The sequence below is a fragment of the Actinomycetospora sp. CA-084318 genome (assembly GCF_050955885.1).
Taxonomy (GTDB): domain Bacteria; phylum Actinomycetota; class Actinomycetes; order Mycobacteriales; family Pseudonocardiaceae; genus Actinomycetospora.
Genome location: NZ_CP192098.1, coordinates 5,307,659 through 5,331,292 on the forward strand (window position 1 = coordinate 5,307,659; position 23,634 = coordinate 5,331,292).

General features: G+C 76.6%; 22 protein-coding genes. 6 read left to right on the forward strand and 16 right to left on the reverse strand.

What is annotated here, in order from left to right:
* Window positions 1-7: 7 nt before the first annotated feature.
* Window positions 8-781 (reverse strand): DUF3027 domain-containing protein, encoded by a 774-nt coding sequence (locus ACQPYX_RS25880; RefSeq protein WP_433800155.1) that lies wholly within the window; start codon window positions 779-781, stop codon window positions 8-10.
* 54 nt (window positions 782-835) lie between these two features.
* On the opposite strand from ACQPYX_RS25880, the gene ACQPYX_RS25885 reads away from it, so the two are divergent.
* Complete coding sequence (locus ACQPYX_RS25885) at window positions 836-1,630, forward strand: glutaminyl-peptide cyclotransferase (RefSeq protein ID WP_433800156.1); 795 nt, start codon at window positions 836-838, stop codon at window positions 1,628-1,630.
* Between the two features lie 32 nt (window positions 1,631-1,662).
* On the opposite strand, the gene ACQPYX_RS25890 is transcribed toward ACQPYX_RS25885, so the two are convergent.
* The 5 genes from ACQPYX_RS25890 to ACQPYX_RS25910 all read right to left on the reverse strand — a co-directional run bounded on the left by ACQPYX_RS25890 (window position 1,663) and on the right by ACQPYX_RS25910 (window position 11,420).
* On the reverse strand, window positions 1,663-4,458 hold the full coding sequence (locus ACQPYX_RS25890; protein ID WP_433800157.1) for an FAD-binding and (Fe-S)-binding domain-containing protein: 2,796 nt from the start codon (window positions 4,456-4,458) through the stop codon (window positions 1,663-1,665).
* 47 nt (window positions 4,459-4,505) lie between these two features.
* Window positions 4,506-5,582: an IS110 family transposase gene (locus ACQPYX_RS25895; protein ID WP_433799434.1), complete on the reverse strand. Its 1,077-nt coding sequence runs from the start codon at window positions 5,580-5,582 to the stop codon at window positions 4,506-4,508.
* A 321-nt stretch (window positions 5,583-5,903) separates the two neighbouring features.
* Window positions 5,904-8,918, reverse strand: coding sequence for a YncE family protein (locus ACQPYX_RS25900; protein WP_433800158.1), 3,015 nt, complete (start codon window positions 8,916-8,918; stop codon window positions 5,904-5,906).
* 172 nt (window positions 8,919-9,090) lie between these two features.
* Window positions 9,091-9,729, reverse strand: coding sequence for a response regulator (locus tag ACQPYX_RS25905; protein WP_433800159.1), 639 nt, complete (start codon window positions 9,727-9,729; stop codon window positions 9,091-9,093).
* Window positions 9,717-11,420, reverse strand: a complete 1,704-nt coding sequence (locus ACQPYX_RS25910) for a sensor histidine kinase (RefSeq protein WP_433800160.1) — start codon at window positions 11,418-11,420, stop codon at window positions 9,717-9,719. The genes ACQPYX_RS25905 and ACQPYX_RS25910 overlap by 13 nt, the downstream gene beginning before the upstream one ends.
* 120 nt (window positions 11,421-11,540) lie before the next feature.
* Here ACQPYX_RS25910 and ACQPYX_RS25915 point away from each other — a divergent pair, with 120 nt between their 5' ends.
* The 3 genes from ACQPYX_RS25915 (at window position 11,541) to ACQPYX_RS25925 (ending at window position 14,405) form a co-directional block, all read left to right on the forward strand.
* Window positions 11,541-11,894 (forward strand): hypothetical protein, encoded by a 354-nt coding sequence (locus ACQPYX_RS25915; RefSeq protein ID WP_433800161.1) that lies wholly within the window; start codon window positions 11,541-11,543, stop codon window positions 11,892-11,894.
* Between the two features lie 46 nt (window positions 11,895-11,940).
* Entirely contained in the window at window positions 11,941-13,149 is a 1,209-nt protein-coding gene (locus tag ACQPYX_RS25920; protein WP_433800162.1) for a PQQ-dependent sugar dehydrogenase, read from the forward strand.
* 269 nt (window positions 13,150-13,418) lie between these two features.
* Window positions 13,419-14,405 carry an endonuclease/exonuclease/phosphatase family protein gene (locus tag ACQPYX_RS25925; RefSeq protein ID WP_433800163.1) on the forward strand — a complete coding sequence of 329 codons (987 nt, stop codon included), beginning with the start codon at window positions 13,419-13,421 and terminating at the stop codon, window positions 14,403-14,405.
* A 25-nt stretch (window positions 14,406-14,430) separates the two neighbouring features.
* Here the strand turns inward: ACQPYX_RS25925 and ACQPYX_RS25930 are convergent, their stop codons facing one another.
* Together ACQPYX_RS25930 and ACQPYX_RS25935 are read right to left on the reverse strand one after the other, a co-directional pair.
* On the reverse strand, window positions 14,431-14,991 hold the full coding sequence (locus ACQPYX_RS25930) for a hypothetical protein (protein ID WP_433800164.1): 561 nt from the start codon (window positions 14,989-14,991) through the stop codon (window positions 14,431-14,433).
* 211 nt (window positions 14,992-15,202) lie between these two features.
* A complete protein-coding gene (locus ACQPYX_RS25935; protein ID WP_433800165.1) occupies window positions 15,203-16,036 on the reverse strand; it encodes an RDD family protein in 834 nt (277 codons plus the stop codon).
* A gap of 258 nt (window positions 16,037-16,294) precedes the next feature.
* Between ACQPYX_RS25935 and ACQPYX_RS25940 the strand changes: the two genes are divergently transcribed.
* Window positions 16,295-16,852, forward strand: coding sequence for a hypothetical protein (locus tag ACQPYX_RS25940; protein WP_433800166.1), 558 nt, complete (start codon window positions 16,295-16,297; stop codon window positions 16,850-16,852).
* Here ACQPYX_RS25940 and ACQPYX_RS25945 read toward each other — a convergent pair.
* The 5 genes from ACQPYX_RS25945 to atpF form a co-directional block, all read right to left on the reverse strand.
* Window positions 16,746-17,201, reverse strand: a complete 456-nt coding sequence (locus tag ACQPYX_RS25945; RefSeq protein ID WP_433800167.1) for a hypothetical protein — start codon at window positions 17,199-17,201, stop codon at window positions 16,746-16,748. The two genes, ACQPYX_RS25940 and ACQPYX_RS25945, sit on opposite strands and share 107 nt — an antisense overlap.
* 151 nt (window positions 17,202-17,352) lie before the next feature.
* The gene (locus tag ACQPYX_RS25950; protein WP_433800168.1) at window positions 17,353-18,228 is read right to left on the reverse strand and encodes a hypothetical protein; all 876 of its coding nucleotides are present in this window, start codon (window positions 18,226-18,228) and stop codon (window positions 17,353-17,355) included.
* A gap of 73 nt (window positions 18,229-18,301) precedes the next feature.
* Window positions 18,302-18,823: a hypothetical protein gene (locus ACQPYX_RS25955; protein ID WP_433800169.1), complete on the reverse strand. Its 522-nt coding sequence runs from the start codon at window positions 18,821-18,823 to the stop codon at window positions 18,302-18,304.
* A gap of 257 nt (window positions 18,824-19,080) precedes the next feature.
* Window positions 19,081-19,662, reverse strand: coding sequence for a hypothetical protein (locus ACQPYX_RS25960; protein ID WP_433800170.1), 582 nt, complete (start codon window positions 19,660-19,662; stop codon window positions 19,081-19,083).
* Between the two features lie 239 nt (window positions 19,663-19,901).
* On the reverse strand, window positions 19,902-20,408 hold the full coding sequence (gene atpF / locus ACQPYX_RS25965) for a F0F1 ATP synthase subunit B (protein WP_433800171.1): 507 nt from the start codon (window positions 20,406-20,408) through the stop codon (window positions 19,902-19,904).
* Between the two features lie 143 nt (window positions 20,409-20,551).
* On the opposite strand from atpF, the gene ACQPYX_RS25970 reads away from it, so the two are divergent.
* Window positions 20,552-21,055 carry a universal stress protein gene (locus tag ACQPYX_RS25970; RefSeq protein ID WP_433800172.1) on the forward strand — a complete coding sequence of 168 codons (504 nt, stop codon included), beginning with the start codon at window positions 20,552-20,554 and terminating at the stop codon, window positions 21,053-21,055.
* Between the two features lie 20 nt (window positions 21,056-21,075).
* Here ACQPYX_RS25970 and ACQPYX_RS25975 read toward each other — a convergent pair whose 3' ends face one another.
* The 3 genes from ACQPYX_RS25975 to ACQPYX_RS25985 all read right to left on the reverse strand — a co-directional run bounded on the left by ACQPYX_RS25975 (window position 21,076) and on the right by ACQPYX_RS25985 (window position 23,591).
* On the reverse strand, window positions 21,076-21,822 hold the full coding sequence (locus tag ACQPYX_RS25975; RefSeq protein WP_433800173.1) for a hypothetical protein: 747 nt from the start codon (window positions 21,820-21,822) through the stop codon (window positions 21,076-21,078).
* Window positions 21,823-21,891: 69 nt separating this feature from the next.
* Entirely contained in the window at window positions 21,892-22,299 is a 408-nt protein-coding gene (locus tag ACQPYX_RS25980) for an SRPBCC family protein (protein WP_433800174.1), read from the reverse strand.
* A gap of 8 nt (window positions 22,300-22,307) precedes the next feature.
* The gene (locus ACQPYX_RS25985) at window positions 22,308-23,591 is read right to left on the reverse strand and encodes a hypothetical protein (RefSeq protein WP_433800175.1); all 1,284 of its coding nucleotides are present in this window, start codon (window positions 23,589-23,591) and stop codon (window positions 22,308-22,310) included.
* Between the last annotated feature and the right edge of the window lie 43 nt (window positions 23,592-23,634).

Sequence of the window (23,634 nt, forward strand, 5' to 3'; positions counted from 1 at the left end):
GCCGACGTCAGTCGGTCGCGGGTACGGGGTCCATCTCGACCCCGTCGTCGTAGACCAGCTCCGCGACCATCACCACCGAGCCGGTGTCGACCTGGAGCTCGGAGTGCCCGCCGCAGCCGTACTCGGCGTGCACCACGTGCCCGTCGGCCGGGACGTTGCCGTTGCCGCAGACCCCGAACGCGCCGCGCAGCGAGCCGCCGAGCGAGAGGTAGAAGCCGCAGGTCCCGCAGTGGGCCGACGCCGCGCGGGCCATCTCCGCGCCCGGGCCGAAGTCGCCGCCGGTCCAGCGCTCGGCGGCGTCGAACCGGCCCTCCGGGCTCATCACGCGCGGGCGGCCGAAGCCGAGCTCGTCGGCGACCGCGCGGACCTCCTCGGCCCCGGGCTCGTCGTCGTCGAGGGCCGCGTGGGCCGGGACGAGGCGCTCGTCGTCCTCGTCGACGGGCAGCAGGTCGCCGGGGGCGAGGTCCTCGGCACGCACCCGCTCGGTCCACGGGATCCACTCGGGCGCGACGACGGCGTCGGCGCCGGGCAACAGCGCGACCTCGCCGAGGGTCACGTCGTCGACGCCCATGACGGTGACCGCCCAGGTCCAGCCGCGGTAGCCGGGCTTGTCGGCGGCGAAGTAGTGGGTGGCGGCGGTGTCGTCCTCGCGGACGACCTCGAGGTGCGCGCCGACCTGCGCGGACTCGCCGTCGGCGGCCTCGACCGCCGCGGCGCGCGCGAGGTCGACGGCGGCGGCGAGCACGGTGGTGGGCGTGGCGCTGTCGGCGAGGTCCTGCACTCGTCCGATTGTGCCTGACCCCGGCCTGGCCCCGGGCGTGGGAGTCTCCCGGGCGTGCGGTGGCTCCTCGCGCTGGTCCTCGTCTCGCTCCTGTCCGCCGGCTGCTCGTCGGCCCCGGCTCCCGCAGACCCGTCCGTCACCCGGATGACCGTGCAGGTGCTCGGGACGATGCCGCACGATCCGGCCGCCTTCACCCAGGGCTTCGAGATCGCCGGGGACAGCCTCTGGGAGGGCACGGGGCTCGTCGGGCAGTCCCAGCTGCGCGAGACCGACCCGACGACGGGGGCGGTCCGCCGGGCAATCGACCTGCCGCCCGAGCAGTTCGGCGAGGGCATCACCGTGACGCCGACCGCGATCTGGCAGTTGACCTGGCGGGACGGCGTGGTCTACCGGCGCGATCCGGCGACGCTCGCGGTCACGGCGACGTTCCCGAACGATCGGGAGGGCTGGGGCATCTGCCACACGGCGACCGACCTGGTGACCTCGGACGGATCGTCGACCCTGGTGTTCCGCGACCCGGCGACGTTCGCGCCGCGCCGCACGGTCGACACCGGGGTCCGCATGCTCAACGAGCTGGAGTGCACCCCGACCACGATCTGGGCCAACGTGTGGCAGACCGACGAGATCGTGGGCGTGGACCCGGCGTCGGGACGGGTGACGACGGTGGTCGACGCGGCCGCGCTGCGTCCCGCGTCCACCCGGGGCGACGCGGATGCCGTGCTGAACGGCATCGCGGCGATCCCCGGCACGGACGGGGCGAGCGGAGCGACGGGGGATGGAGCGCAGTTCCTGCTGACCGGCAAGCGCTGGCCGGTGACCTACCGGGTGAGGTGGGCTGCGCCCTCGTGAGTACTCATCCGTGCCAGGGCACGGATGAGTACTCACGGGCGCGGAGCGCACCTCTCGTCGAGCAGTTCCAGGACGTGCCGGTAGGTCTGCCCGGTCGCCTTCGAGACGCCCATCTCGCAGGTGCGGTTGCAGCTCGCGTACAGCTCCGTCGGGTGGGCGCGGACCTCGGCGGCCTGCTCCGCGGTCGCGCCCTCGGTGAGCTCGGGGTGGAGCATCCCGCGGTCGCCCGCATAACCGCAGCAGCCCCACGCCGTCGGCACCACGACCTCGTCGGCCACCGCCTCGGCGAGCAGCCGCAGGTCGTCGCCGATGCCGAGGTGGGTCGTCGAGCAGGTGGGGTGCAGCGTCAGCGAGGCGGCCCTCGTCCCGACGGTGAGCTTCGGCAGGATCTCGTGCGCGGTGTAGCTGACCGCGTCGACGAACCGCAGCGACGGGACGCGGGCGTCGTCGGGCAGGAGCTTCGCGATCCCCTCCAGCCCGTGGGTGCACGACGACGCGTCGACCACCACGGGCAGGCGACCCTGCTGCGTGGAGCCCCACAGCCCGTCGACGACGGTCGCGGCCATGGCCCGGCTGCCCTCGGTGAACCCCTTCGACTCCCACGGCACGCCGCAGCACATCTGCCCGATGCCCTCCGGCACGGCGACGACGACGCCCGCGCGCTCGGCCAGGCGCAGGAAGGCGTGGGCCGCACCGTCCCCCGACTCCGGCGCGAACACCTGGTGCAGGCAGGTCGGGAAGAACACGACGTCGGGGTTCGTCGGGTAGGTCGGGTCGGGCCGGGTGTCGGCACCGGGCGGGACCTCGCGGGAGTAGAGCGGGACGAGGTCGGTCGGGAGCACCGTCCGGGCCGCGGCCGACGCGGCGGCCGTCAGCCCGGGCACCGTCGCCGCGAGCTTCAGGGCGACCCGGGCGGTGCCGGAGACCCCCTGCCAGTGCTCCGCCACCGTGCGGCCGGCCTGCTGCGCCCGGTCCGAGTGCCGTTCGCTCCGCAGCCGCTTCATCAGGTCGCCGGTGTTGATCCGCACCGGGCAGGCGGTGGCGCACATGCCGTCGGCGGCGCAGGTGTCGACGGCGTCGTAGGCGTAGTCGGCCTCGATCTCCGCCGCCAGCGCCGGGTCCTTCGCCGCGGCGCGCCGCAGGACGATGCGCTGGCGCGGCGTCGTCGTGACCCGTCGGGACGGACAGACCGGCTCGCAGTAGCCGCACTCGACGCAGGCGTCGACCTCGTGGTCGACGGTGGGCACCGTCTTGAGATCGGTGAGGTGGGCGTCGGGCCGGTCGGACAGGATGATGCCGGGGTTGAGCAGACCAGTCGGGTCGCAGAGCGCCTTGACCTCCTGCATCACGCCGTACAGCTCGTCGCCGTACTGGCGGCGGACGAACGGCGTCATGATCCGGCCGGTGCCGTGCTCGGCCTTCAGCGTGCCGTCCTGGGCGAGGACGAGGTCGACCATCTCGTCGGTGAAGACGCGGTAGCGCTCCAGCTCGCGGGGGTCGTCGAAGCGCTCGTTGACCAGGAAGTGGACGTTGCCGTCCTTCGCGTGCCCGAAGATCACCGAGCCCTCGTAGCCGTGGCGGTCGAACAGCTCCGTCAACCCGTCGCAGGTCGAGGGCAGCGTCCGGACCGGCACCGAGATGTCCTCGAGCAACGCCGTCGTCCCGCTCGGGCGTGCGGCCGCGACCGCCGTGTAGAGGCCCTTGCGCAGCGCCCACAGCGACGCGCGGGCGGTGGGCTCGCGGGTGAGGCCCGCGTCGCGGGTGAGCGGCAGCTGCGCGAGCACCGGCTCGGCGTCGGCCTGGACGTGGTCCAGTTCCTCGGCGGTGGCGGTCTGGAACTCGACGAGCAGACCGGCATGCCCGTCGACGGCGAGCTCCTGCACCGTCGACGGCGCCCGCGGGTCGGACTGGGCGACGACGAGCGCGCGGGCGTCGAGCAGCTCGAGGGTCTTCGCCCCGGCGTCGAGCAGGGCGGGCAGTGCGTCGGTGGCGTCGCTCGTGTTCGCGAAGACGAGCATCGAGGTCGCCGCGTGGGGCAGGACCGGCAGCGTCTCGAGCACCACGTCCGCGACGAACCCGAGCGTCCCCTCGGAGCCGACGAGCAGGTGGGCGAGGACGTCGATCGGCCGCTCGAAGTCGAGGAACGAGTTCAGCCCGTAGCCCATCGTGTTCTTCATCGAGAACAGGTGGCGCAGCCGCTCGACGGAGTGCGGGTTCCCGGTGACCCGTGCCCGCAGCCGGTCGAGACCCTCGTACAGCGCGGGCTCGCGGTGGCGCAGCTCGTCGTCGGCGTCGGGCCGCCCGGTGTCGAGGATCGTGCCGCTCGCCAGCACGAGGGTGAGGCTGCGCAGCGTCGAGTACGTGTTGAACTCGGTGCCGCAGCTCATGCCCGAGGAGTTGTTCGCGACGACGCCGCCGATGGTGCACGCGGCCGACGACGCCGGGTCGGGCCCGATCTTGCGGCCGTACGGCGCGAGCCGGGCGTTGACCTCGTTGACCGTGAGGCCCGGCTGCAGGCGCACGGCGCGCCCGTCGTCGAGGACGTCGATGTCGCGGAAGTGCCGGCGCGTGTCCACGAGGACGCCGTCGGAGACGCCCTGGCCGGACAACGACGTGCCGCCCGAGCGGAAGGTGAGGTGCAGCCGGTCCCGCACGCCGAGCTGCAGCAGCGCCGCGATCTCCGCCGCGCCGTCCGGCACCACCACGGCCTGCGGGTGCAGCAGGTAGTGGCTCGCGTCGTTGGCGTGCGCCGCGAGGTCGATCGGGCGGTGCTTGACCTCCCCGACCACCTGCCGCAGGGACTCGATGAGCGTGGTGGTGCCCGTCACGTCCTCCACCTTCGCACGCCCCGGATTCGGCGAACGTTGCTCCTATGTCAAGCGGCGGCTCGTTCGTGATCGTGGACTGTGGGTTGTAGGAGGTTGTAGACGACTCGGGCAAGGCGCCGTTTGAGGGCTCGGATGGCGTCCTTGTCCTGGTCGGAGCCGGCGATGCGTCGTTGGTAGTAGGCATGGCCGAGGCTGTCGGGCATGCGGGCTTGGGTGCGGGCGATGCGGTGGAGTGCGGCGTTGAGTTGCCGGTTCCCGCCGCGGGCCAGGCGGTGACGGTCGCTGCGACCGGACGAGGCCGGGACGGGGGCGACGCCGGCGTGCATGGCGTAGCAGGCCTCGGAGCGGAACCGGGTGATGTTCGCGGTCTCCCCGAGAATCTTCGCGGCGGTCAGCGCGGCGCAGCCGTCGAGGTCGAGCAGCTGCGGCGCCAGCGCCTGCGTGCGCGCGGTGATCTCGCGTTCCAGGGCCCGGATCCGGACGGTGACCCGGCGGATGTCGCCGATCAGTTCGGCGGCGAGCTCGGCGGCCAGCCCGGTGTGGGCCTCGGCGAGGTGAGCGGTGAGCCAGTCCAGCCGGCGCAGGCTGCCCAAGCCGCGGGCGGGCAGGTGCAGTTCGGGGTCGAGTCCGTGCAGGTGCCAGCGCAGCCGGTTGACCTTGGCGGTGCGCTCACCGAGCAGGCTCTCCCGATGGTCGACCAGCAGCTTGAGCTCCCGGGACTCCGGGTCGTGCTCGGCGACGGGCAGGTCGGGCTCGCGGAGCGCCGCGCGGGCCACCGCCAGCGCGTCGATCGGGTCGGACTTGCCGCGGGTGCGCGCCGAGGCCCGGGTGCCGGCCATCAACTTCGGGGGCACCCGCACCACCCGCGCCCCGGTCGCGAGCAGCGCCCGCTCCAGGCGGGTGGAGACATGCCGACAGTCCTCCACCGCCCAACACACCCCGCCGGTCTCGCCGGGCTTGCTGCCGGTGAGCTGGGTGGCCTGGGCGCGAGCCCAGACGGTCAGCTCGAGATGACCGGCGTCGGTGGCCTTGACGGTCTTGCTGGCCTGCCGGGCGCCGACCTGGTCGACCATGACCGCGGTGTGCGACCCCTTGTGGACATCGACTCCGACTGTGAGGACCATCGAACGGTCTCCCTTTCGCCTGGGTGACAAACAGGCTGGGGCCGGTCGGCGGACACACCTCAGTGGGGGCGATGCCACGCTCCTATCAAGTCACGCCGGCCGGTCCTGGCCGCTGGTGCTCGGCACAACGTTCGAGTTGCCACCACGAAGGGGGCAGGCACTCTCCGAGCCAGAACACCAGCGACCAGGATCCCAGCACCGCCATCAGCGGCACCACCGACACTGACACTGAGGCACTCTCGCGCACATAGATGCGTCGAGAGCGCCGTTCGCTCAGGTCAGCCGGGGCGATCCCGACGACGGGTGCGGGTGGGGGTCGGCTCAGCCGGCCGTCCCCGACGCGCCGTCGGCGCCCCGCTCACCGCCGGGTGCCCCGCCCGCACCACCGGTGCCGCCCGCCGAGGCCCCGGGCGCGTCGATGGTGTCGACGTCGCTCGCGTCGCCACCGTCTCCGCCGTCGCCTCCCGAGCCGGTGGCCCCGGTAAAGGTGGTGGTCGTGTCGCCGCTCTCGGCGCTCCCCGTCCCGCCGGCACCGCCCGCGCCACCGGCCCCGCCGTCACCGCCGATGCTGTTGGGGAAGCCGCTGGTCGAGGTCCCGGCGTCGCCGCCCTCCCCGCCGTCCCCGCCGTCCCCGCCGTCCCCGGGGTCGGCGGCGGCCGCGCCGTCACCGGTCGCTGTGGCGTTCCCCCCGGCCCCGCCGGTGCCCCCGGCGCCACCTCGCCCTCCGGCCGAGAGCGAGCTGCTGGGCCCGGAGGAGCTGTCTCCGCCGGCCCCGCCGGCCCCGCCCGTGCCGCCCGTCCCGCCCGTGCCTGCGGTCGCGGTCGCGGCGCCGGCGCTGGAGCCGGTGCCCGACGTGGCGGTCGCCGTCCCGCCCGTCCCGCCGGTGCCACCGGACCCGCCGTTCCCGCCGAGGTTCACCTCGCCCGGTCCGGTCGACCCGCCGGCGCCTCCGGAGCCCCCGGAGCCCCCGTCGCCGCCGGAGGCGGTCGCCGCCCCGCCGGTGCCCGTGGCGCCCGGCTCGCCCTGGACGCCGTCGACCGTGCGGGTGCCGCCCGCCCCGCCGTTGCCGCCGGTGGCGGTCGCGTTCTGTCCGGCGCTGCCGGGGAGACCGGAACCGCCGGCGCCGCCGAAGTTCTGTTCGCTCCCGACGGCCGGGGTGGCCGGGGCGCCCGCGGCGCCGTTCGTCCCGTTCCCGCCGGTGGCGGTGGCGGAGCCGCCGGCTCCCCCGACGCCGGGATCGGCCGACGCGGTGCCGTTCGGCGCGGACCCGCCGGCGCCGGTCCCACCCTGGCCGGCGGTGGCGGAGGCGTTCCCACCCTGTCCGCCGTCGCCGCCGGTGGCGACCACGGTGTTCGTCGTGGCGTCGTAGGTCCCGGTCCCGGCGCCACCCGCGCCGCCGTCGCCGGCGTCGGCCGTGGCGTTCCCGCCCTGACCACCCGCGCCGTCGGTCGCCGTGCCGCCCGGGCTGGTGGTGGCGGTGCCGCCGTTGCCACCCGCGCCGCCGGTGGCGGTCGCGGCGCCGGCGTCGCCGCCGTCCGACCCGGCCGACCCGTCCGTGCCGGGGGTGCCGTCGACGGTGGTGGCGGAGGCGTTGCCGCCCTGGCCGCCGGCGCCACCGGTGGCGGTGGCGGTGCCGTCGGAACCGCCGGGCCCACCGGCCTGTCCGGCGTTCACGATCGCGGCGCCGCCCGCGCCACCCGGGCCGCCGATGACGTCGACGCTGCCGCCGGGCCGGGTGTTGGTGAGGTCGAGGGAGCCGCCGTCGCCTCCGGCGCCGCCGGTGGCGGTGGCGTTCCCGCCGTCACCGCCGGGGCCGGTGGTCGTGGTGCTCGCGCCGTCGCGGGTGGCGGTACCGGTCCCGCCGGCGCCGCCCCGGCCGCCGGTGGCGCTCGCCGCGCCGCCGGTGCCGCCGCCTCCGCCGCTCGTGCTGATGGAGCCGGCGCCCGAGGCCTCGGTCAGGCTGGTCCCGGCGGCGCCGGAGCCGCCGGTGGCGGTGGCGTCGCCGCCCTTCCCGCCGGCGCCGGGGTTCGCCGTCGCGGTCCCCGACGCAGCGCGGCCGCCCGCCCCGGTGCCGCCCTGACCGGCCGTGGCGGTGGCGTTGCCGCCCTGCCCGCCGTTGCCGCCGGTGGCGGTGGCGGCCTGCCCGTTACCGAAGGCGTCGGTGCCGCCGGTGACGCTCTGGTCGGCGCCGTCGCCGCCGGTGCCGCCGGTGGCGGTGGCGTTGCCGCCCTGACCGCCCGCGCCACGGCCGAGGCCCTTCCCGGTGAGGACGAGTCCGCCGTCGCCACCGCGGCCGCCGGTCGCGGTCGCGCTCTGTCCGTCCGTGCCGTCCGGGGTCGCGGCGGTGCCGTCGGTGCCGTCGGCGCCGGTCGCCGTGGCGTCCCCGCCCCGGCCGCCGGCCGCCAGGTTCCGGCACTGGCCGTAGCAGACCGCGGTGCCGCCGTTGCCGCCGTTCCCGCCGGTCGCGTTCGGGCCGGTGGCGTCCCCGCCGCGGCCGCCGTTCGCGACGTTCGTGCACACCCCGAGGCAGTACGCGGTGCCGCCGTTGCCGCCGTTCTCCCCGGCCCGGCCGTCGGCTCCGCTGGCCACGTTCGTGCAGGTGCCGATGCAGTAGGCGGTGCCGCCCCGGCCCCCGTTCACCCCGGGCTTCCCGACGGCGACGTCGGTGCAGGTGCCGAAGCAGAACTCGGTGTTCCCGGTCTTCGAGGAGTACTTCACGAAGCCGTCCCCGCGGGTCACCGTGTAGCCCGACCACGACTTCGGGGCCCACCCCTTGGGGGCCTGCTCGTACGACGCCGGCGAGCCGGTGCGGGTCAGCGTCGCCACCGGTCCGGTGCCCTGCTCCTTCGCGGCGGCGTGCACCGCTCCGGTCCGGTCGACCGCGACCACCGACGGGGCGAACCCGACCGGCACCGACCCGCCCGAGGTCCACCCGCCGGACCCGGTGGGCACGATCGCGGAGACGGTGCCCGACCCCTTGTCCGCCGTGAGGACCCGCTTCGACACCGCGTCCCAGACGACGGCCACCGGCGTCGCCCCGACCCCGACCGTGGCCACCTGGCGCAGCCCCCCGCGCCCGTCCGGAACGAACACCCGCACCACCGAGGCGACCGGGTCGGCCTGGAACACGGTGCCGGACACCGGGTCCACCGCCACCCCGTGCGCCGACCCCACGGCCGGTGCCGACGTCCCACCCGACATGACCTTCGGCGCGGCCGACACCGACCACGACGGCGCCGAGGACAGCGCCACCGGCACGCTCACCTCCGGGGGCGACGGCGCGAAGCCCAGCGCCAGGGCGAGCGCGGCCGGGACACCGACCGACGCCACCGCCACCCGACGTCGAGAAACCTTGCGATGACGACCCGCCACGACTGCTACCCCTCGTGAGACCCCCGCGACAGGACCCGGTCCCCCGACCACCCCGTCGCACGCGTGATCAAGACTGTGATCACGCGCGGAGATCGACAAGCGACCTGAGTCGCGTTACGTACGTCCGAACGAGTGATCACCGCGTCAGATGGCGTACGACCGCCAGGACCCGGCGGTGGTCGTCGGCGTGGTCGGTGAGGCCCAGCGCCTCGTAGATCCCCGAGACGTGCGCGACGACGGCCTTCTCGGTGATCCCGAGCCGCCGTGCGATCGCGGCGTTGCTGCGACCCTCCGCGACCAGCCCGAGCACCTCCCGGCGCCGGGCCGAGAGCCGCTCCACCCCGTCGTCCTGCCGGGCGAGCATCGCGGTGACGACCTCCGGGTCGAGCGCGACGTCGCCGGCCGCGACCCGCCGCAGGTCGCGCACGAAGTTCGCGACGTCGGCCACCCGCTGCTTGAGCAGGTACCCGACCCCGCGCGGGCGGGGCCCCAGCAGTTCGAGGGCGTACTGCCCCTGGACGTGCTGGGAGAGCACCACGAGCCCGACGTCGGGCCGCACCGCCCGGACCCGGAGGGCCGCCCGCAGCCCGTCGTCGAGACCGTCCGGGGGCATGCGGATGTCGGTGAGGACGAGGTCGGGCGCGAGCCGCAACGCGCTGTCGACCACGGCCGGGGCGTCGCCGACGGCGGCCACGACGTCGAACCCCTCGCGGCGCAGCAGCAGGCCCAGGCCCTCCCGCAGGAGCGCCTCGTCCTCGCCGATCACGACCCGCACGGGATCTCCGCCACCAGGGTCGTCCCCCGCTCGTCGGGGCTCTCCACCGTCAGGCGGCCGCCGAGCGCCTCGACCCGGTCGCGCAGCCCCCGCAGCCCGGTGCCGCCCGCCGGGGCCGCCCCGCCGGACCCGTCGTCGTGCACGGAGACCCGCAGCACCCCGTCCGCGCGATGCAGCCCGACCTCGAGCCCGGCCGCCCCCGCGTGCTTGACGGTGTTGGTGATGGCCTCGGCGACGACGTGGAACGCCGTGCCCTCGACCGACGGCGGCAGGCGCGCCCCGTCCGCGTCGTCGGAGACGGCGAGCGAGGTCCGCAACGGGGTGCGCCCGAGCATCTCCTCGACCGCGGCCGTGACCCCGCGTTCGAGGAGCAGGGCGGGCATGACGCCCGCGACGATGAGCCGGACCTCGGCGGCGACCTCGTCGACGTCGCGCCGGAACGCCTCGAGATCGGCGGCCTCCGGACGGGCCGTGCCCGCCCGCAGGGCGAGCAGGACGAGGCGGCTCTGCAGCCGGTCGTGCAGGTCGCGGGCGAGGCGGCGCCGTTCCCGGTCCCCCGCCTCCACCAGGCGCGTGCGGGACTCCCGCAGCTGTTCCTGCTCGGCGAGCAGCCGCGCGGTGAGCCGCTCCCGGTCGACCGCGATGGCCACCACCCGACCGGCCGCGCGCACCGTCTCCGGGTCGGACTGGAGCGTCGGGTCGTGGACGATGGCGCCCACGGCCTGCTGTCCCAGCTCGATCGGAACGAGCTCCCGGCCGTCGGGGATCGTGGCGGGACGTCCCTCACCGTCGACCCACGCCCCGTCGTCGCTGCGGAAGGCCAGCGTGAGCGACGGATCCCCGAGCACCCGCGCGAGGGCGGGCCCGACCTCGCCGCGCCGGCGCTCGGTGCTGCCCAGCCACACCCCCAGCTCCTCGATCGCCGCGGTCCGCGCGAAGCCGCCGAGCGCGACGCCGGTGGCGAAGGCGATCGGCACGCCGGCCAGGACGGACACCTGGAACCAGTCGACGATCCGGGGGTCCGCCGACATCACGCGGTAGAGGTTGCCGGCGACCACCACGGCGACGACGGCGCCACCGCCGTAGAGGTAGAGCGGCGCGAGGACGGTGCGGTCGGCGGCGGGCGCCGCCCGGAGCCGGCGCACCAGCAGGTACGCGGTCGCGAGGATCACGACGAAGGCGCAGGTGGAGTTGACCGCCCGGCCGACGTACAGCAGGTCCGGGCGGTCGGCGACCACGAACGGCGACGCGGCCGACCAGAGCCAGACCGGCGCCTGCAGGACGGTGGTCGTCACGTACCCGCCGATGACGAGGGCGCGCGGAGCCGGCTCGCGCAGCCGACCCGAGGGGAACGACAGCAGGACGTGGAGCAGGATCGCCACCGGCACGGTCGCGATCACGATGCCCAGGCCGACCAGCACGGGGACCCGGGTGGCCGCGAGCGCGCAGAGCAGCCACACCCCGCCGCCCGCGCTCAGCAGGGGCCCGATCCGGCTCCCCGGCCGACGGGACCACGCCACCAGGCCCGCCCCGAGGTAGATCCACGCGGTGACGACGTAGGAGAGTCCGGACGCCGCGTCCGCGAGCGGGGCCGGCACGATCAGGAGCGCCACGACGATCCCGCCGGCCAGCCCGAACGTGCCGAGCTGCCACAGCGCCGTGGTCGGCGCGCCGGTGATCGAACGCCGCACCCGCCGAAGGTTGGCAGATCCTCGTCCTCCCGGTCCACGAGGACGGGACCCAGGTCCCGTCCCGCCACGGGAGCGGGCTCCCTGGTCGGGGACCCGCAACCCCCGTAGCGTCACCCGATCGTGAGCAGCCTGCAGGACGTCCGCCCCGGAACACGCGGGGGCGTGCTGTTCTCCCCGGAGACGGCGCCGTTCCCGCTCCCCCGTCGGGCCCCCGGTCCCGACGACGGGTGGGTGCGGGTCGGGCCCGCAGGCCGCAGCGTGCGGGAGATCGAACGGGGCTTCGCGGCCAGCTGGCGCGACGCACCCTGGCCCGCCCGCCCGTGGCAGGTCCTCGCGCGGGCCGACGAGCAGGGCGTCGACCTCGCGACCCGGGCAGCGCTGCTCGTCCTCCCGGCCCGCACCTACCGGTCCGCCGCCGAGGTCGCCGCGGCGCTCGCGGACCTCCCGCCGGCCTGGGCGCGGCGCCGACCCTGAACCCGCCCACACGGGACGCCCACGCCCCACCGGGCATGATTCACCCGTGCGTGTCGCTCCCCTGCTGACCACCGTCGCGCTGGCGGCCGTCGTGCTCACCGCCTGCTCCTCGGCCCCCGCCCCGACCCCGTCGGGCTCGGCCCCGTCGTCGACCGGGTCGGACGCCACCGCGGCGCCGGCCACCGGCGCGCTGCGCGTGGAGCGGGTCGCCGAGGGCCTGGACAAGCCCTGGGACGTCACCTGGGTCCGCGGCCGCATGCTCGTCACCCAGCGCGAGGGCACCCTGTCGACGATCACCGACGGCCGCGTGACGCCGGTCCGGGCCGACCTCGCGAGCGTGTACGCGCGCGGCGAGGGCGGGCTCATGGGCATGGCCGCGTACCCCGACGACTCCGGCCGCTTCGTCACCTGCCAGACCCACCAGGAGGGCGGCCGCCCCGTCGACGTCCGCGTGGTGGCCTGGCAGCTCTCCGCCGACGGCGCGAGCGCCACCCGCACGAAGGACCCGCTGGTCGGCGGCCTGCCGATCAACCCCTCGGGGCGCCACTCCGGCTGCCGCCCGACCTTCGGCCCCGACGGCGCCCTCTGGATCGGCACCGGCGACACCGCGCGCGCCACGATCCCGCAGGACCGCACCGCGCTCGGCGGCAAGGTGCTGCGCGTCGACCCCGAGACCGGCGGCCCGGCGGCCGGCAACCCCTTCGCCTCGTCCGGCAGCGCGGCGGAGCGCCTCGTCTCCGGCTACGGGCACCGCAACGTCCAGGCGGTCGCCTTCCAGCCGGGCACCGGGACCGGCTGGAGCGTCGAGCACGGCCCGGACGTCGACGACGAGGTCAACGTCGTCATCCCCGGCCGCAACTACGGCTGGGACCCGGCCCGCGGCGGCGAGACGCCGGGCGGGTACGACGAGGGCGTGCCGATGACCGACCTGCGCCGCTACCCCGACGCGGTCCCGGCCGCGTGGAGCTCGGGCGACCCCACGATCGCCACGAGCGGCGGCGCCTTCGTCTCCGGCCCCGCGTGGGGCGATCTCGACGGGGCCCTCGCGGTGACCGCGCAGAAGGGTGAGAAGCTGCTGTTCATGCGCCCCGGAACCGGTGCCGACGCCCAGCGGATCGTGTCGGTCTCGACCCCGCCGGAGCTCGACGGCGAGTTCGGTCGCCTGCGCGGCGCGCGGGTCGGCCCCGACGGCGCGCTCTACCTCACCACCGACAACGGGAACGACGACGTGGTCCTGCGCGTCACCCGAGGGTGACCCGACCCGCCTGGTGGGAGCAGGGACCGGGGCCCGACGGCGGCCGCGGTCCCGGGGCCTCCCCACCGCCGGGCGGTCGTCCCCCTCGTCCCGACGCCGGGTCCCCCCGGCCCGGGCCGGCGCGCGGCGGTGCGGCGCCCCGCCCGGCCCCTACGGCCCGCTACGACGGGCCGCCCGGGTGGCACGTGCCCCCGGGTCCCCCGCCGGCGCCACCGCGGGGCGGTCCGCCCCCGACGCCCCCGCGCCGACGCCGTCCGTCGCGCTGGCGGGTGCCCGGCGCTCCCTCGATCGTCGGCGCGGTGGTGCTCGCCGGGATCGTCGGGGTGGTGCTCTTCCCGGAGGCGCTCGGCCTCGACGAGCGCTCGCCGTTCGTGCAGGTCGTCGCGTTCCGCCCGCAGCTGGCGACGGTCGCGTTCGTGATCGCCCTGCTCGCGGCGTTCGGGGCCTGGCGCCGGGCGGCGTCCGGCACGCTCGTCGTCGCCCTGGCGGTCGGGCTCGTCGGCGGGGTCGGGGTGGCCGAGGTCGCCAGCCGTGGGCTGGGTGGCACGACGGTCGAGCAGACCTCCGGCGGCCTCGTCGTCCTGGCCCTGAACACCTACACCGGGCTCGCGGACGCCGACGACCTCGCGGCGCTGATCCAGGCCCGGGACCCCGACCTCGTGTCCCTCCCGGAGGCCCGCGGCGACCTGCGGCGACGGCTGGAGTCCCGGCTCGACGAGGGCCAGGGCGGCTCCGGGTACCGCTCGTACTCCGCCGACGACGCGGACGACGCCTCCGGCATGACCGTGTTCGTCCGCTCCTCGCTGGGCCGGCCCACCGTGACCCAGGACCGCGACGGGACGTACCCGGCGATCGTGGTCGACCTGCCGCGCTCCGCGCCCGGGGTCGCGTCCGGACTGCGCTTCGTCGCCGACCACCCGCGGTCGCCGAAGCCCGGCGACACCTACGGCTGGGTCCGCGACGTCGGCCGGCTCGCGCAGTGGTGCGACGCCGACCGGCCCACGATCATCGCGGGCGACATGAACGCGACCGCCGACCACGCGCTGTTCCGGTCGGCCACGGCGAACTGCACCGACGCGGGCACGGCCACCGGCGACGGCGTCACCGGCACCTGGCCGTCCTGGGTGCCCGGGGTCCTCGGGGCGCAGATCGACCACGTGCTCGTCACCGGGGGGCCGAAGCCGGTCGGCTTCGAGGTGGCCGCGGTCGCGGGCACCGACCACCGGGCCGTGCTGGCCCGCGTCGGGTCGGGCTGAGCCCGGACCGGACGTCGGGGTGGGCTCAGCGGACCCGCTGCATCCCGGAGCGCACCGGCCGGACCGACCCGAGCGCGCCCGGGTCCCGCGGGGCGGGGACGACCGGGGCCGGCGCCTCGGCGGCCGGCGCGCGGCGCGCGGCGCGCTGCAGACGCGGCTGGAGCTCGGGCTCCCGCAGCCGCCGGGCGCTCTCCCGGACGGCGTCCCGGGCACCGGCCCGGGTGTGGGCGAGGAGCTCGTGCATCGCGGCGGCCATCGGGCGCGGCACGCGGTCCGACGCGGCGACCCGCGCGAGCGGCTCCAGCCCCGGGGCGGCGTCCCGCAGGACCGCGGCCACCTCGGCCTCGTCGACCGGCGGCGCGGCCACGATCCGCGCGCCGAGGGCGGTCTGCCAGGCCCGGACCCGCTCGCTGAAGGCGACCGACAGCCGCTCGACGAGCCGAGCCTCGACGTAGGTGCCCATGCGGCCGTCGATGGGCGGGAGGGACCCGAGCCCGCGGTCGTCGCCGTGGCGGAACCCGTCGATCCAGGTCACCCAGCGCGCGTACCCGCCCCGATGGTCCGCATCCGTTCGTCCGGCATCCATGCCGCTCTCCTGAAGTCTCCCGAGAGGCCAGCTGCGCTCTCGTGTCCCCGTCGTCGTCGGGCGCGCCGTGTCCGTTTCGCCACGCCGGGGTGACGGGACCGATATCGCCTGTTCGGGCGCACCGGATCACCCACCGGCGCCCCGGAGGGATCGGGAACGCCGGGACCCACGCGGACGACGGAGTGGGCACGCCGTCCGCGTGGGCCGGCCGTCAGGCCTTGACGACCAGGGTGTGGGCCGCCATGTCGCCCAGGCGCTGCTTGCGCTGCGAGGTGGACATGATGATGAGGCCGACGATCCCGGCGAACGCGCCGTCGACGATCAGGAGCACCCAGCGCAGCGCGCACTCGCCGAGGGAGGGCACGCCGCCGTCGGCCTCGCGCACGATCCGCAGACCGAGCCAGCCCATGGCCGGGGTCTGCCCGCCGTGCGTCGAGGGCCACCAGGCGTACACCCCGAAGGAGCCGCCGACCGCGATCACCCACACCACGAGGTTGACGAGCAGGCTCACGAAGCCGACCCCGCCGTCGATCATCGCGCCCAGGAACCCACCGACGACCGCCACGACGAGCAGCGGCACGACGATGCAGACCGCGTCGAGCAGGTACTGGCCCACCCGCAGGCCGACGACCTCGACCGAGCCGGGCGCACCGGGAGCGACCCCGGCACCGGGCTGCCCGTAGCCCTGCTGCCCGTAGCCCTGCTGCCCGTACGCCTGCTGCCCGTACGCCTGCTGCCCGTAGCCCGGCTGCGGGGCGGCGTAGCCCTGCTGCCCGTAGTCCTGCTGCCCGTAGCCCGGCTGACCGCCGTGGCCCTGCGGGGCGCCGTAGCCCGACGCGGGCGCGCCGTACCCCTGCTGGGGTGCGCCGTAGCCCGGCTGGGCGTATCCGCCCGACGACGGCGGACCGTAGGCGGGCTGACCGCCCGTGCCCGGACCGGTCGCCGACGCCGACTGCGCCGAGTAGTCACCCGGAGGGCCGTAGCCCCCCGCACCGCCCTGGCCGTCCGACGGCCTGGCTCCGTACGGAGCACCTTCTCCACTCATGCGCGGGATGATGCCAGCGCAGCGTGACCACAGGGAGAGCTTTGTTCGGATCGTGCCCGGACCGCCACCCGTTCGGACGTACGGCCTCGTCGCTGAAGGGTCCGAGGTCGAGGTCCACCCCGTTGCCGCACCACCCTCCCCCGAGCGGAGCATGACGACACCCCCTGGTCGGGCGTTGAGTGGTCGATGGATGGACACCCGTCGGGCCCGGCCGCCACACTGCGCCCCGGCACCCGCGTCGCGGAGGGAGGCACACCCGTGCACCCGTCCGTGTCCCGCGCCCACCCGGTCGTGACCCACCCCGCCTCGCGCGTCCCCGTGGCCCTGCCGCACCCGCGCGGCCCCGAGCCGGACGCCGTCGCCGCGGTCGACGAGCCCGGGTGCATCGGGCCGGCGTGGATCGTCCGCGAGGTCACGCACGTGCCCGGCATCCTGCGTCTGGCCCACGGGCGGCTCAGCTTCCTGTCCAGCCGCGGGGTCGTGTTCGACGAGGCCCTCGACACCCCGGACCTCGACGTGGGCCTGCCGTGGCGGGGTCGCGGGGGCATCCGCGTGACCGTGGGCGGCGAACGCCTCCGGGTGCACGTGGTGCGTCCGCCCGGGGCGGTCGAGCCGGGGGCGACCTTCGTGGACGCGGTCGCGGACGCGTCGGGACTGCCGGTGACCCGCGGCGACCTCGAGGCCGCCGCGGTGTGGCGGGCCCTGCTCGTCAGGGCGCAGGATCCCGACCGGGCGCGGGTTCCCCGGCGTCGGGCGCCGGGACGACGCGCAGCCCGAGTTCGGCGAGGACCCGCAGCGCCCACGCCGTCGTCATGATCGCGTCGGCCACCTCGGCCGCCTGCTCCTGACCGGCGAACCCGGCCGTCCACGCCACGTGCCGCGCGGCCTCGGCGAGCAGCGCGGTGACCTCGGCGGTGGCGGCCAGCGCCCGGTGCGGGTCGGGGGCCGCCGTCGGGCCGCCGTCGCACGGTCGGACGTCCCCGAGCGCCGCGGTCAGGTCGGCCACCCCCCGAGCGAGCCGGGCCGCGGCGACGGGGTCGGGCGCGGCGGCCGGGGAGGTCGCCGGGGCGAGCGACGCGCACCGGGCGTCGGCGAGCGCCGCGAGGGCGAGGGCCGGCAGGACACGCCAGACCGGGAGGTCCGGTCCCGCTGCACGCCCGTCCATCCGCGCTCCCTGGTCACCCCGGGCCGTGGCGGGTGCCACGGACCTACGGGACGCACCGGTCATCGCCGCAGCGGCCCCGGATGTTGCACGCCGTGGCCGGACCGACATCGAGCATCACCCCAGGCCACCCCTTCGGAGCAGCCCGCGGGCCTCAGGAGCGCTCGGGGACGAGGTCGTCGGCGTCGCTGCGGCGGGCCGGCGCCTCGGCCTCCTGCGGGGACCGCTGGACCGGCGCGGGCGGCGACACCGGCGTCCCCGGCCGGGCCGCGGGGCCGGGAGCGGGCGGGCCGACGGGACCGGGGCCCGGGCCGGGCGGCCCGCCCTGCGGCGGCCGGCCGCCGGGGCCGGGCGTCGGCCGCGGGTGGGCGGCGCCGGGCGGGACCGGGCGCGGCGGGACCGGGCGCGGCGGGGGCGGCGGCACCAGCAGGTCGAGGACGACGCGCAGCGACTCGTCGATGACGCGGGCCGCGGCCTCGTGCGCCTCGGGTCCGCCGGAGACGGGGTCGGGGACCGCGTCCTCCTCGGCCGAGACGGCGGGCACCGTGCCCCGGGCGTTGCGGGCGAGGTCGACGAGCGCGTGCGCGCGCCGGACCGGGTGGCGCGGGAGGGCGGCGACGTCGGCCGGATCGGCCGCGCGGAGCAGGCGCGCGAACTCGCGCAGGGTGAACGTCGTCGGGAGGGCCTTCGGCACGTCGCCGAGCACGGTCGAGCGGTGCTCCCGGGTCATCGTCAGCACGAGATCGGCGAGCAGCACGTCCCGGTCGGGCAGCTGGCGCGCGGCGAAGGCGGCGACGTCGGGATGGTCGCGGCGCGTGGTCAGCTGTGCCCGGGAGTCGTCGTGCATCCCGTGGCCGCGGACGGCCGAGGTCCCGGCGCTGTGGACGGCGAAGGCCCGGGCCCACGGACCGAGGCGCGCACCGAGCAGGAACCGGGTGTGGAACTGGGCGAACGGGGACCGGCAGATGTTCCCGGTGCACACGAAGAGCATCCGGAAGACCTCCGGCGACCCGTCCGTGACCGTGCTCATGGCGCGATCGTCCCAGGACGGTGACCCGGATGCGAGTCCTGCGTTCCAGGTCACGCCCTCGGGGGCGCGTTCCTCAGCGGCGGGCGCGCGCGAACTGCTCCAGGTCGGCCACCACGACGACCACCTGCAGCGTCGTCGTGAGCGGGGCGATGGCCGCCGCGGGACCGGGACGCTCCTCGGTGTCGAGCCGGGCGAGCAGCTTGGCCGCCCGCTCCTGCAGCCCGCGGGCGGCGTCGGACGCCTCGCGCAGGACCGCCACGTCGATGCCCTCGTCGGCCGACCACCCGGCCTCCGGCACCCCCTCGGCCACGAGCTCGACGATCCGGCAGACCACGCGGTGGGTCGGGGCGTCCGCCCCGGCGGACTCGACGGCCTCGAGCGCCTCGGTCAGCCCGTCGACCTCGGTGAGCAGCTCGTCGGACGGGGTGTCGTCCGTCGACGCGAGGGCTGGTGGGGGCACGACGCCCTCGGCGCTGCGCGGGGCGGGCACGGAGACGATCGGCGGCTCCAGCCGGGCGCGGGCCTCCCGCACGGGGGCGGAGAGACCCGCACCGGGGGCTTCGGTGTCGGGCCGGGCGGCCACGGTGCCGGTCAACGACGCTCCTCGGGGGACGATGGTGGGGGCGCGGCCGGGCCGCGCGGGACCGGGCGGGCGCGTCGTCGCGCCCGGCAAGCCGGTCCGACCGAGGGTAACTCCCGTCGTGGCCTCCGCCACCGACGATGGGGAGCAACGACGTGCACCGCTCGGCCTAGTGCGGGGCCGCTCGAGGCCCCCACATCCGCCGCGGCCGACCCACGGGGCACGGCCGCCACGCCGCAGAGGCCCGACTCCGGTGCCGCGGGCGGACGTCCTCAGCGGCGGACCGGGTTGCGCACGCCGGTCGGCGGCGAGAGCGGCACCGACCGTGGCACGTCGGGTCGCGGCGGTGGCGTGGCCCCGCGCGCGGCGGGCACGAGGCCCTCCGGGGCCGCGGGACCGCCCTGCTGCGGCACCGCACCGTCGGGCGCGTGCGGCGGCACCGGGGTCGGGCCGACCGGGCCGACCGGCGCCCCGGGTCCGGCGGCCGCGACCTGCGGGGTCCGGGTGACGGACCGGGCCCGCCGCGCACGGCGCGACTCGGACACGGTGCCCGCCCCGGTCCGGTTGATCAGGGCGCGGCGGGTCTGCGCGGTCGTCGGGCCGCGGAGCCGGCTGGCCACCATGGCGGCGACGAACGCGAGGCCGTTCACGGTGCCGAGGGTCAGCATGCCGACCTCCAGCACCTGTTCCGAGGAGACCTCGTCGCCCGGGTCCATCTGCCCGAGCTGCCCGCCGTAGGGCTGCGGCCCCGGCGCGGTGTCCTGGGCGGACGCCACTCCCGCGAAGCCCAGCCCCGCCAGCACGATCATGACCGCCCCCAGGAGCGCCCGGCGCACCCAGCCACGACCCGTCATCGACGTCCACCCTCTCCCCGCACGGTTCTGTCCGGGGATCGCTGGGATGTGTGGCCGTCGTTACCGGATCACGACCTTTTCGCCCTCTCGGAGGCCGCATCGAGACCATTCCGTGATCGGAAACGGACGAAGCGGACCATCCGACTGCGCCGACCCGGGGTCGGGACCCGGGAACGACGACGGCACCGCCGGCCGGTGGCCGACGGTGCCGTGAGCGTGCTGGTGGTGCGGTCGAGCCCTCAGGCGCGCTGCGCGAGGTAGGAGTCGACGGTGTCGCGGTACTCGTCCTCGCCGACCTGCCGGCCGAGGATGCGCCCCGCGAGGTCGCGCGAGAGCCGCGCGATGTCGGGCTGGAGGTCGCTGCGCAGACGCGAGCGCTCCTCGTCGAGCTCCCCGCGACCCTCGGCGACGAGCTGCGAGGACTCCTCACGGGCGGCCGCGAGCACCTCCTCGGAGTGGCGACGCCCCTCCTCGCGGGCGGCGTCGCGGATGCGGGCGGCCTCCTCGCGGGCCGCGCCGATCCGGGTGCGGTACTCCTGGTCGGCCCGGCGCGCCTCGGCGCGGGCCTGCTCGGCGCGCTCGAGGGTGCCGTCGATCCGGTCGTGCCGCTGGGCGTACACCGCGTCGAGCTTCGGCAGCAGCACCTTGCTGAGCACGAAGAACAGCACGGCGAACACCACGAGTCCCACGACGATCTCGTGGGGGATGGGGGACAGCACGAAGTAGCTGCCGCTCGCCAGGACCATCGGCCCGCGCACCTGCCCCTCTGGAGTCTTCGGATGGCCCGGACGGCGGTAGACGCCGGTCCGGGTGGTGACAGTCTGTCGGATCCTCGACCGGGTGGCGACCCCGGGGTGTCGCGATCACCCGTTACCGGTCGGTCACTAGGGTGGCCGACCTGACCACCGCGCTGACCAGGAGAGGCTGGGCGGACATGGGTGACTACAAGGTCGTGACCGTCGGGACCGACGGCTCGTCGTCCGCTCGCAAGGCCGTCGTGCGGGCCGCGGAGGTGGCCGCCGACTCCGGCGCCCGCCTGATGATCATCTGCGCGTACGAGACGCGGGACTCCTCGTCGAACCGCGACCAGGCCGAGGCCGAGCGGGCGCTCGGCGACGAGGCCTACAAGATCATCGGCGCGAGCCCGGCCGAGGAGACGCTGCGCGCCGCGCGCGACGAGGCGATCCACGCCGGGGCGCGCAACGTCGACACCGTCGCGGTGCACGGCGACCCGACCGAGGCCATCGTCGAGAAGTCCGAGCTCTACAAGGCCGACCTCGTCGTGGTCGGCAACAAGGGCCTCGCGAGCTTCGCCGGACGCTTCCTCGGCTCGGTGCCGCAGGCCGTGTCGCGGAAGTCCCGCACGGACGTCCTCATCGTCCACACCGTCTGAGCCCCGACGGCGGGTGCCGCTCAGCGCGTGAGCGGCACCGCGCAGGCGGGCGCGTCGGGGTGCACGCCGATCAGGGCGGCGAGCGGGACGGCCGTGAGGTCGCAGGCCAGCGCGTGCTCCAGGCAGCGGCGCACGGCGCGGTCGCGCGGCCGGGCCCGGGCCTCGGCCAGCCGACGGGCGAGCCGCTCGGACCCGGTGAGCAGCGGCGTCACGGTCAGCCGGGCACGGCCGAGGTCGGTCCGGCAGCGGCCCGCGACCGAGTCCCCCTCGCCGACGACGCGGACGTCGCAGTCCAGGTCCCCGCCCGGGTCGGTGTCGACCGCCGCGCGGAACACGGCGTTGGTGACCCGGTCCGCCGGCGCCGCCACGAGCTGCTCGAGCAGCGTGCGACCGCCACGGGCCCCGAGCACCTCGTCGAGGTGGCGGACGTCGAAGGTGAGCCGGCGCAGGCGGAAGTCGCCCGGCGCGGCCGTGGCCAGCAGCTCCTCGACCGTGTCCGGGCACGGGGCGCCCGGACGGGCCGTGAGGTGCACCGACGCGGCCGACGGTCCGCGGTCGTTGCGCGGGTCGATCCCGCGCACCGACACCTCGGGGGCGTGGTCCTCGCCCTCCCCGGTGCAGCCGTGCTGCAGGAACTCGACGCCCGCCAGGACGTCCGGTCCCGGCACCCGGCGGGGCGCGGGGACCCGCAGCGCGGGGTCGGCGAGGTCGTTCCGCGCACCCGCACCGAAGCGGCGGGGTGCGAGGACGGCGAGGGGGTTGCGCATGATCACCGGACCCTTGACGTGAGCAGGATCACCCCAGTGTGCCAGAGTGACGCTGCTCATGTGGATCGGTCATGCGACCGGGTCGGTGCTCCGCCCGTCCAGGTTCTGCTTCAGCTGCGCCAGCGTGCCCGCCAGGCCGGCCTCGATCCCCGGGCCGTCGGCCTGCTCGGTGTGCAGGGTGACGGTCACCGACGAGGCGGTGTCGCCGACGGAGCGCACGAACAGCTCGCCGTGGTAGCCGCTGGGCCGGTCGGCGCCCCAGCGCAGGGCGCGCGACCCCGGGTCGCTGTGCAGCCACGCCTCGCCCTCGTACCGCTCGCCCTCCACCACGGCGACGACGTGGACGGACTCGCCCCCGGTCGGTCGCGCCGACTCCAGGCCGGAGAAGTACTCCGGCAGGTGGGTCACGTCGGCGAGGTAGGCGAACGCGGTGTCGGGGTCGGTCTCGAGGTGGGCGGTGTGCTCGTAGTCGGCCATCGTGGCGGCTACCCGATGGCGGGGGTCACCACCACGCCGCCCAGCAGGCCCGATCCGGCGCCCACCCCGAGGTAGGCGTTCACGACGACGGGTGCCGCGCCCGGGGCCGGGTTCCGGTCCCGTCCGGTACGGGCGTCCACCACCACCGGCCCGTTCACCGTGGTGCCGTACACCGCGCCGTGCCAGGCCGTGGTCACCGCGGGCGCGACCCGTCCGCCCGCCGGCAGCGACCAGAGGAGCGCGCCCGTCGGGGCGTCCAGCGCGAAGGTCCGGTTCGACCCGGAGCACACGGTGGTCGTCGCCTCGTCCCACCGGCACTCGGGCGGGGCGGTGGCCGTACCGAGGTCGACGTCGTTGCGGACGCCCCCGGCGGCGTCGTAGACGGTGAGGAAGGCCCGGGCCGAGGTCGGGCGCCGCCCCGCCACCGTGACCGTGCCGGGACCGGCGCGGTGGACCGACAGGGCGGTCGAGCCGTCGTCGGTGCTCCAGCGCCGACCGCCGCTCGCGAGGTCGAGGCCCACGACCGACGACGGCGAGTAGCCCGCCCCGCCGCCGGGCGGCACGGCCGCACCGACCACCACCGGGTCGCCGACCGGCGTCGCCCCCGGCGGCGGGGTGCCGTCCGGGGCGCGCCCGTCGAGGACCGCCCCGGCGAGCACCCCGTCGGCCACCCACAGGACGCGGCGGGCGTCGAGGTCGACCGCGATGCTGCTGCGCCGGGTGCTCGTCGCCGCGGTGAGCACGGCGACCCGGCGGCCGGCGCCCACCGCGGCGACGCCGGCGACGGTGGTGCGCACCGAGCGCGGCGCGTCGCTCCACGGCAGGGGAGCCGCGACGGTGAAGGCGAGCGTCGGGTCGGGCTCGCCGGCCTGGCTGCGCGGGACCGCGAGCAGCTCGAGCGCCAGGCCGGGCGGGGTGGTGCCGGAACCGGGGACGGTGCTCGCGGCGGCGGCCAGCACGAGCCCCGCGGTCGGGACGGGGCGGGGCGCCCCGCTCACCCAGCGGTCCGGCGGGAGCGGAACGGCGACGGCGGCGCCCGTGGAGTCGGCGCGCGCGAGCCCGCCGGAGTCGGCCAGCCAGATCGTGGTGCCGTCGAGGGCGACCGGCAGCTCGGGGCGGGCGCCGTAGGAGCCGGTGAGGCTGCCTGCGGTGCCGCGCAGGAGGGTTCCCGACGACGGGCCGAAGGCGGTCGGCGGGTCGAACGCCGGCGGCGCCGCGGGCGCCGGGTCGCCGCCGCAGGCGGCCAGGAGCAGCGCCAGGACCCCGACGAGCAGGACCCCGACCCGGCGCACCCGCCCAGCGTGGCAGTCGGCGCGCGTCCCCGGACGAGGAGGG

What these genes read in the sequence shown, in the direction of transcription:
- ACQPYX_RS25895 (WP_433799434.1), bottom strand. Translation starts at nt 5,582, where the DNA reads ATGGTCCTCACAGTCGGAGTCGATGTCCACAAGGGGTCGCACACCGCG.
- ACQPYX_RS25930 (WP_433800164.1), bottom strand. Translation starts at nt 14,991, where the DNA reads ATGGATGCCGGACGAACGGATGCGGACCATCGGGGCGGGTACGCGCGC.
- ACQPYX_RS25935 (WP_433800165.1), bottom strand. Translation starts at nt 16,036, where the DNA reads ATGAGTGGAGAAGGTGCTCCGTACGGAGCCAGGCCGTCGGACGGCCAG.
- ACQPYX_RS25945 (WP_433800167.1), bottom strand. Translation starts at nt 17,201, where the DNA reads ATGGACGGGCGTGCAGCGGGACCGGACCTCCCGGTCTGGCGTGTCCTG.
- ACQPYX_RS25950 (WP_433800168.1), bottom strand. Translation starts at nt 18,228, where the DNA reads ATGAGCACGGTCACGGACGGGTCGCCGGAGGTCTTCCGGATGCTCTTC.
- ACQPYX_RS25960 (WP_433800170.1), bottom strand. Translation starts at nt 19,662, where the DNA reads ATGACGGGTCGTGGCTGGGTGCGCCGGGCGCTCCTGGGGGCGGTCATG.
- atpF (WP_433800171.1), bottom strand. Translation starts at nt 20,408, where the DNA reads ATGGTCCTGGCGAGCGGCAGCTACTTCGTGCTGTCCCCCATCCCCCAC.
- ACQPYX_RS25975 (WP_433800173.1), bottom strand. Translation starts at nt 21,822, where the DNA reads ATGCGCAACCCCCTCGCCGTCCTCGCACCCCGCCGCTTCGGTGCGGGT.
- ACQPYX_RS25980 (WP_433800174.1), bottom strand. Translation starts at nt 22,299, where the DNA reads ATGGCCGACTACGAGCACACCGCCCACCTCGAGACCGACCCCGACACC.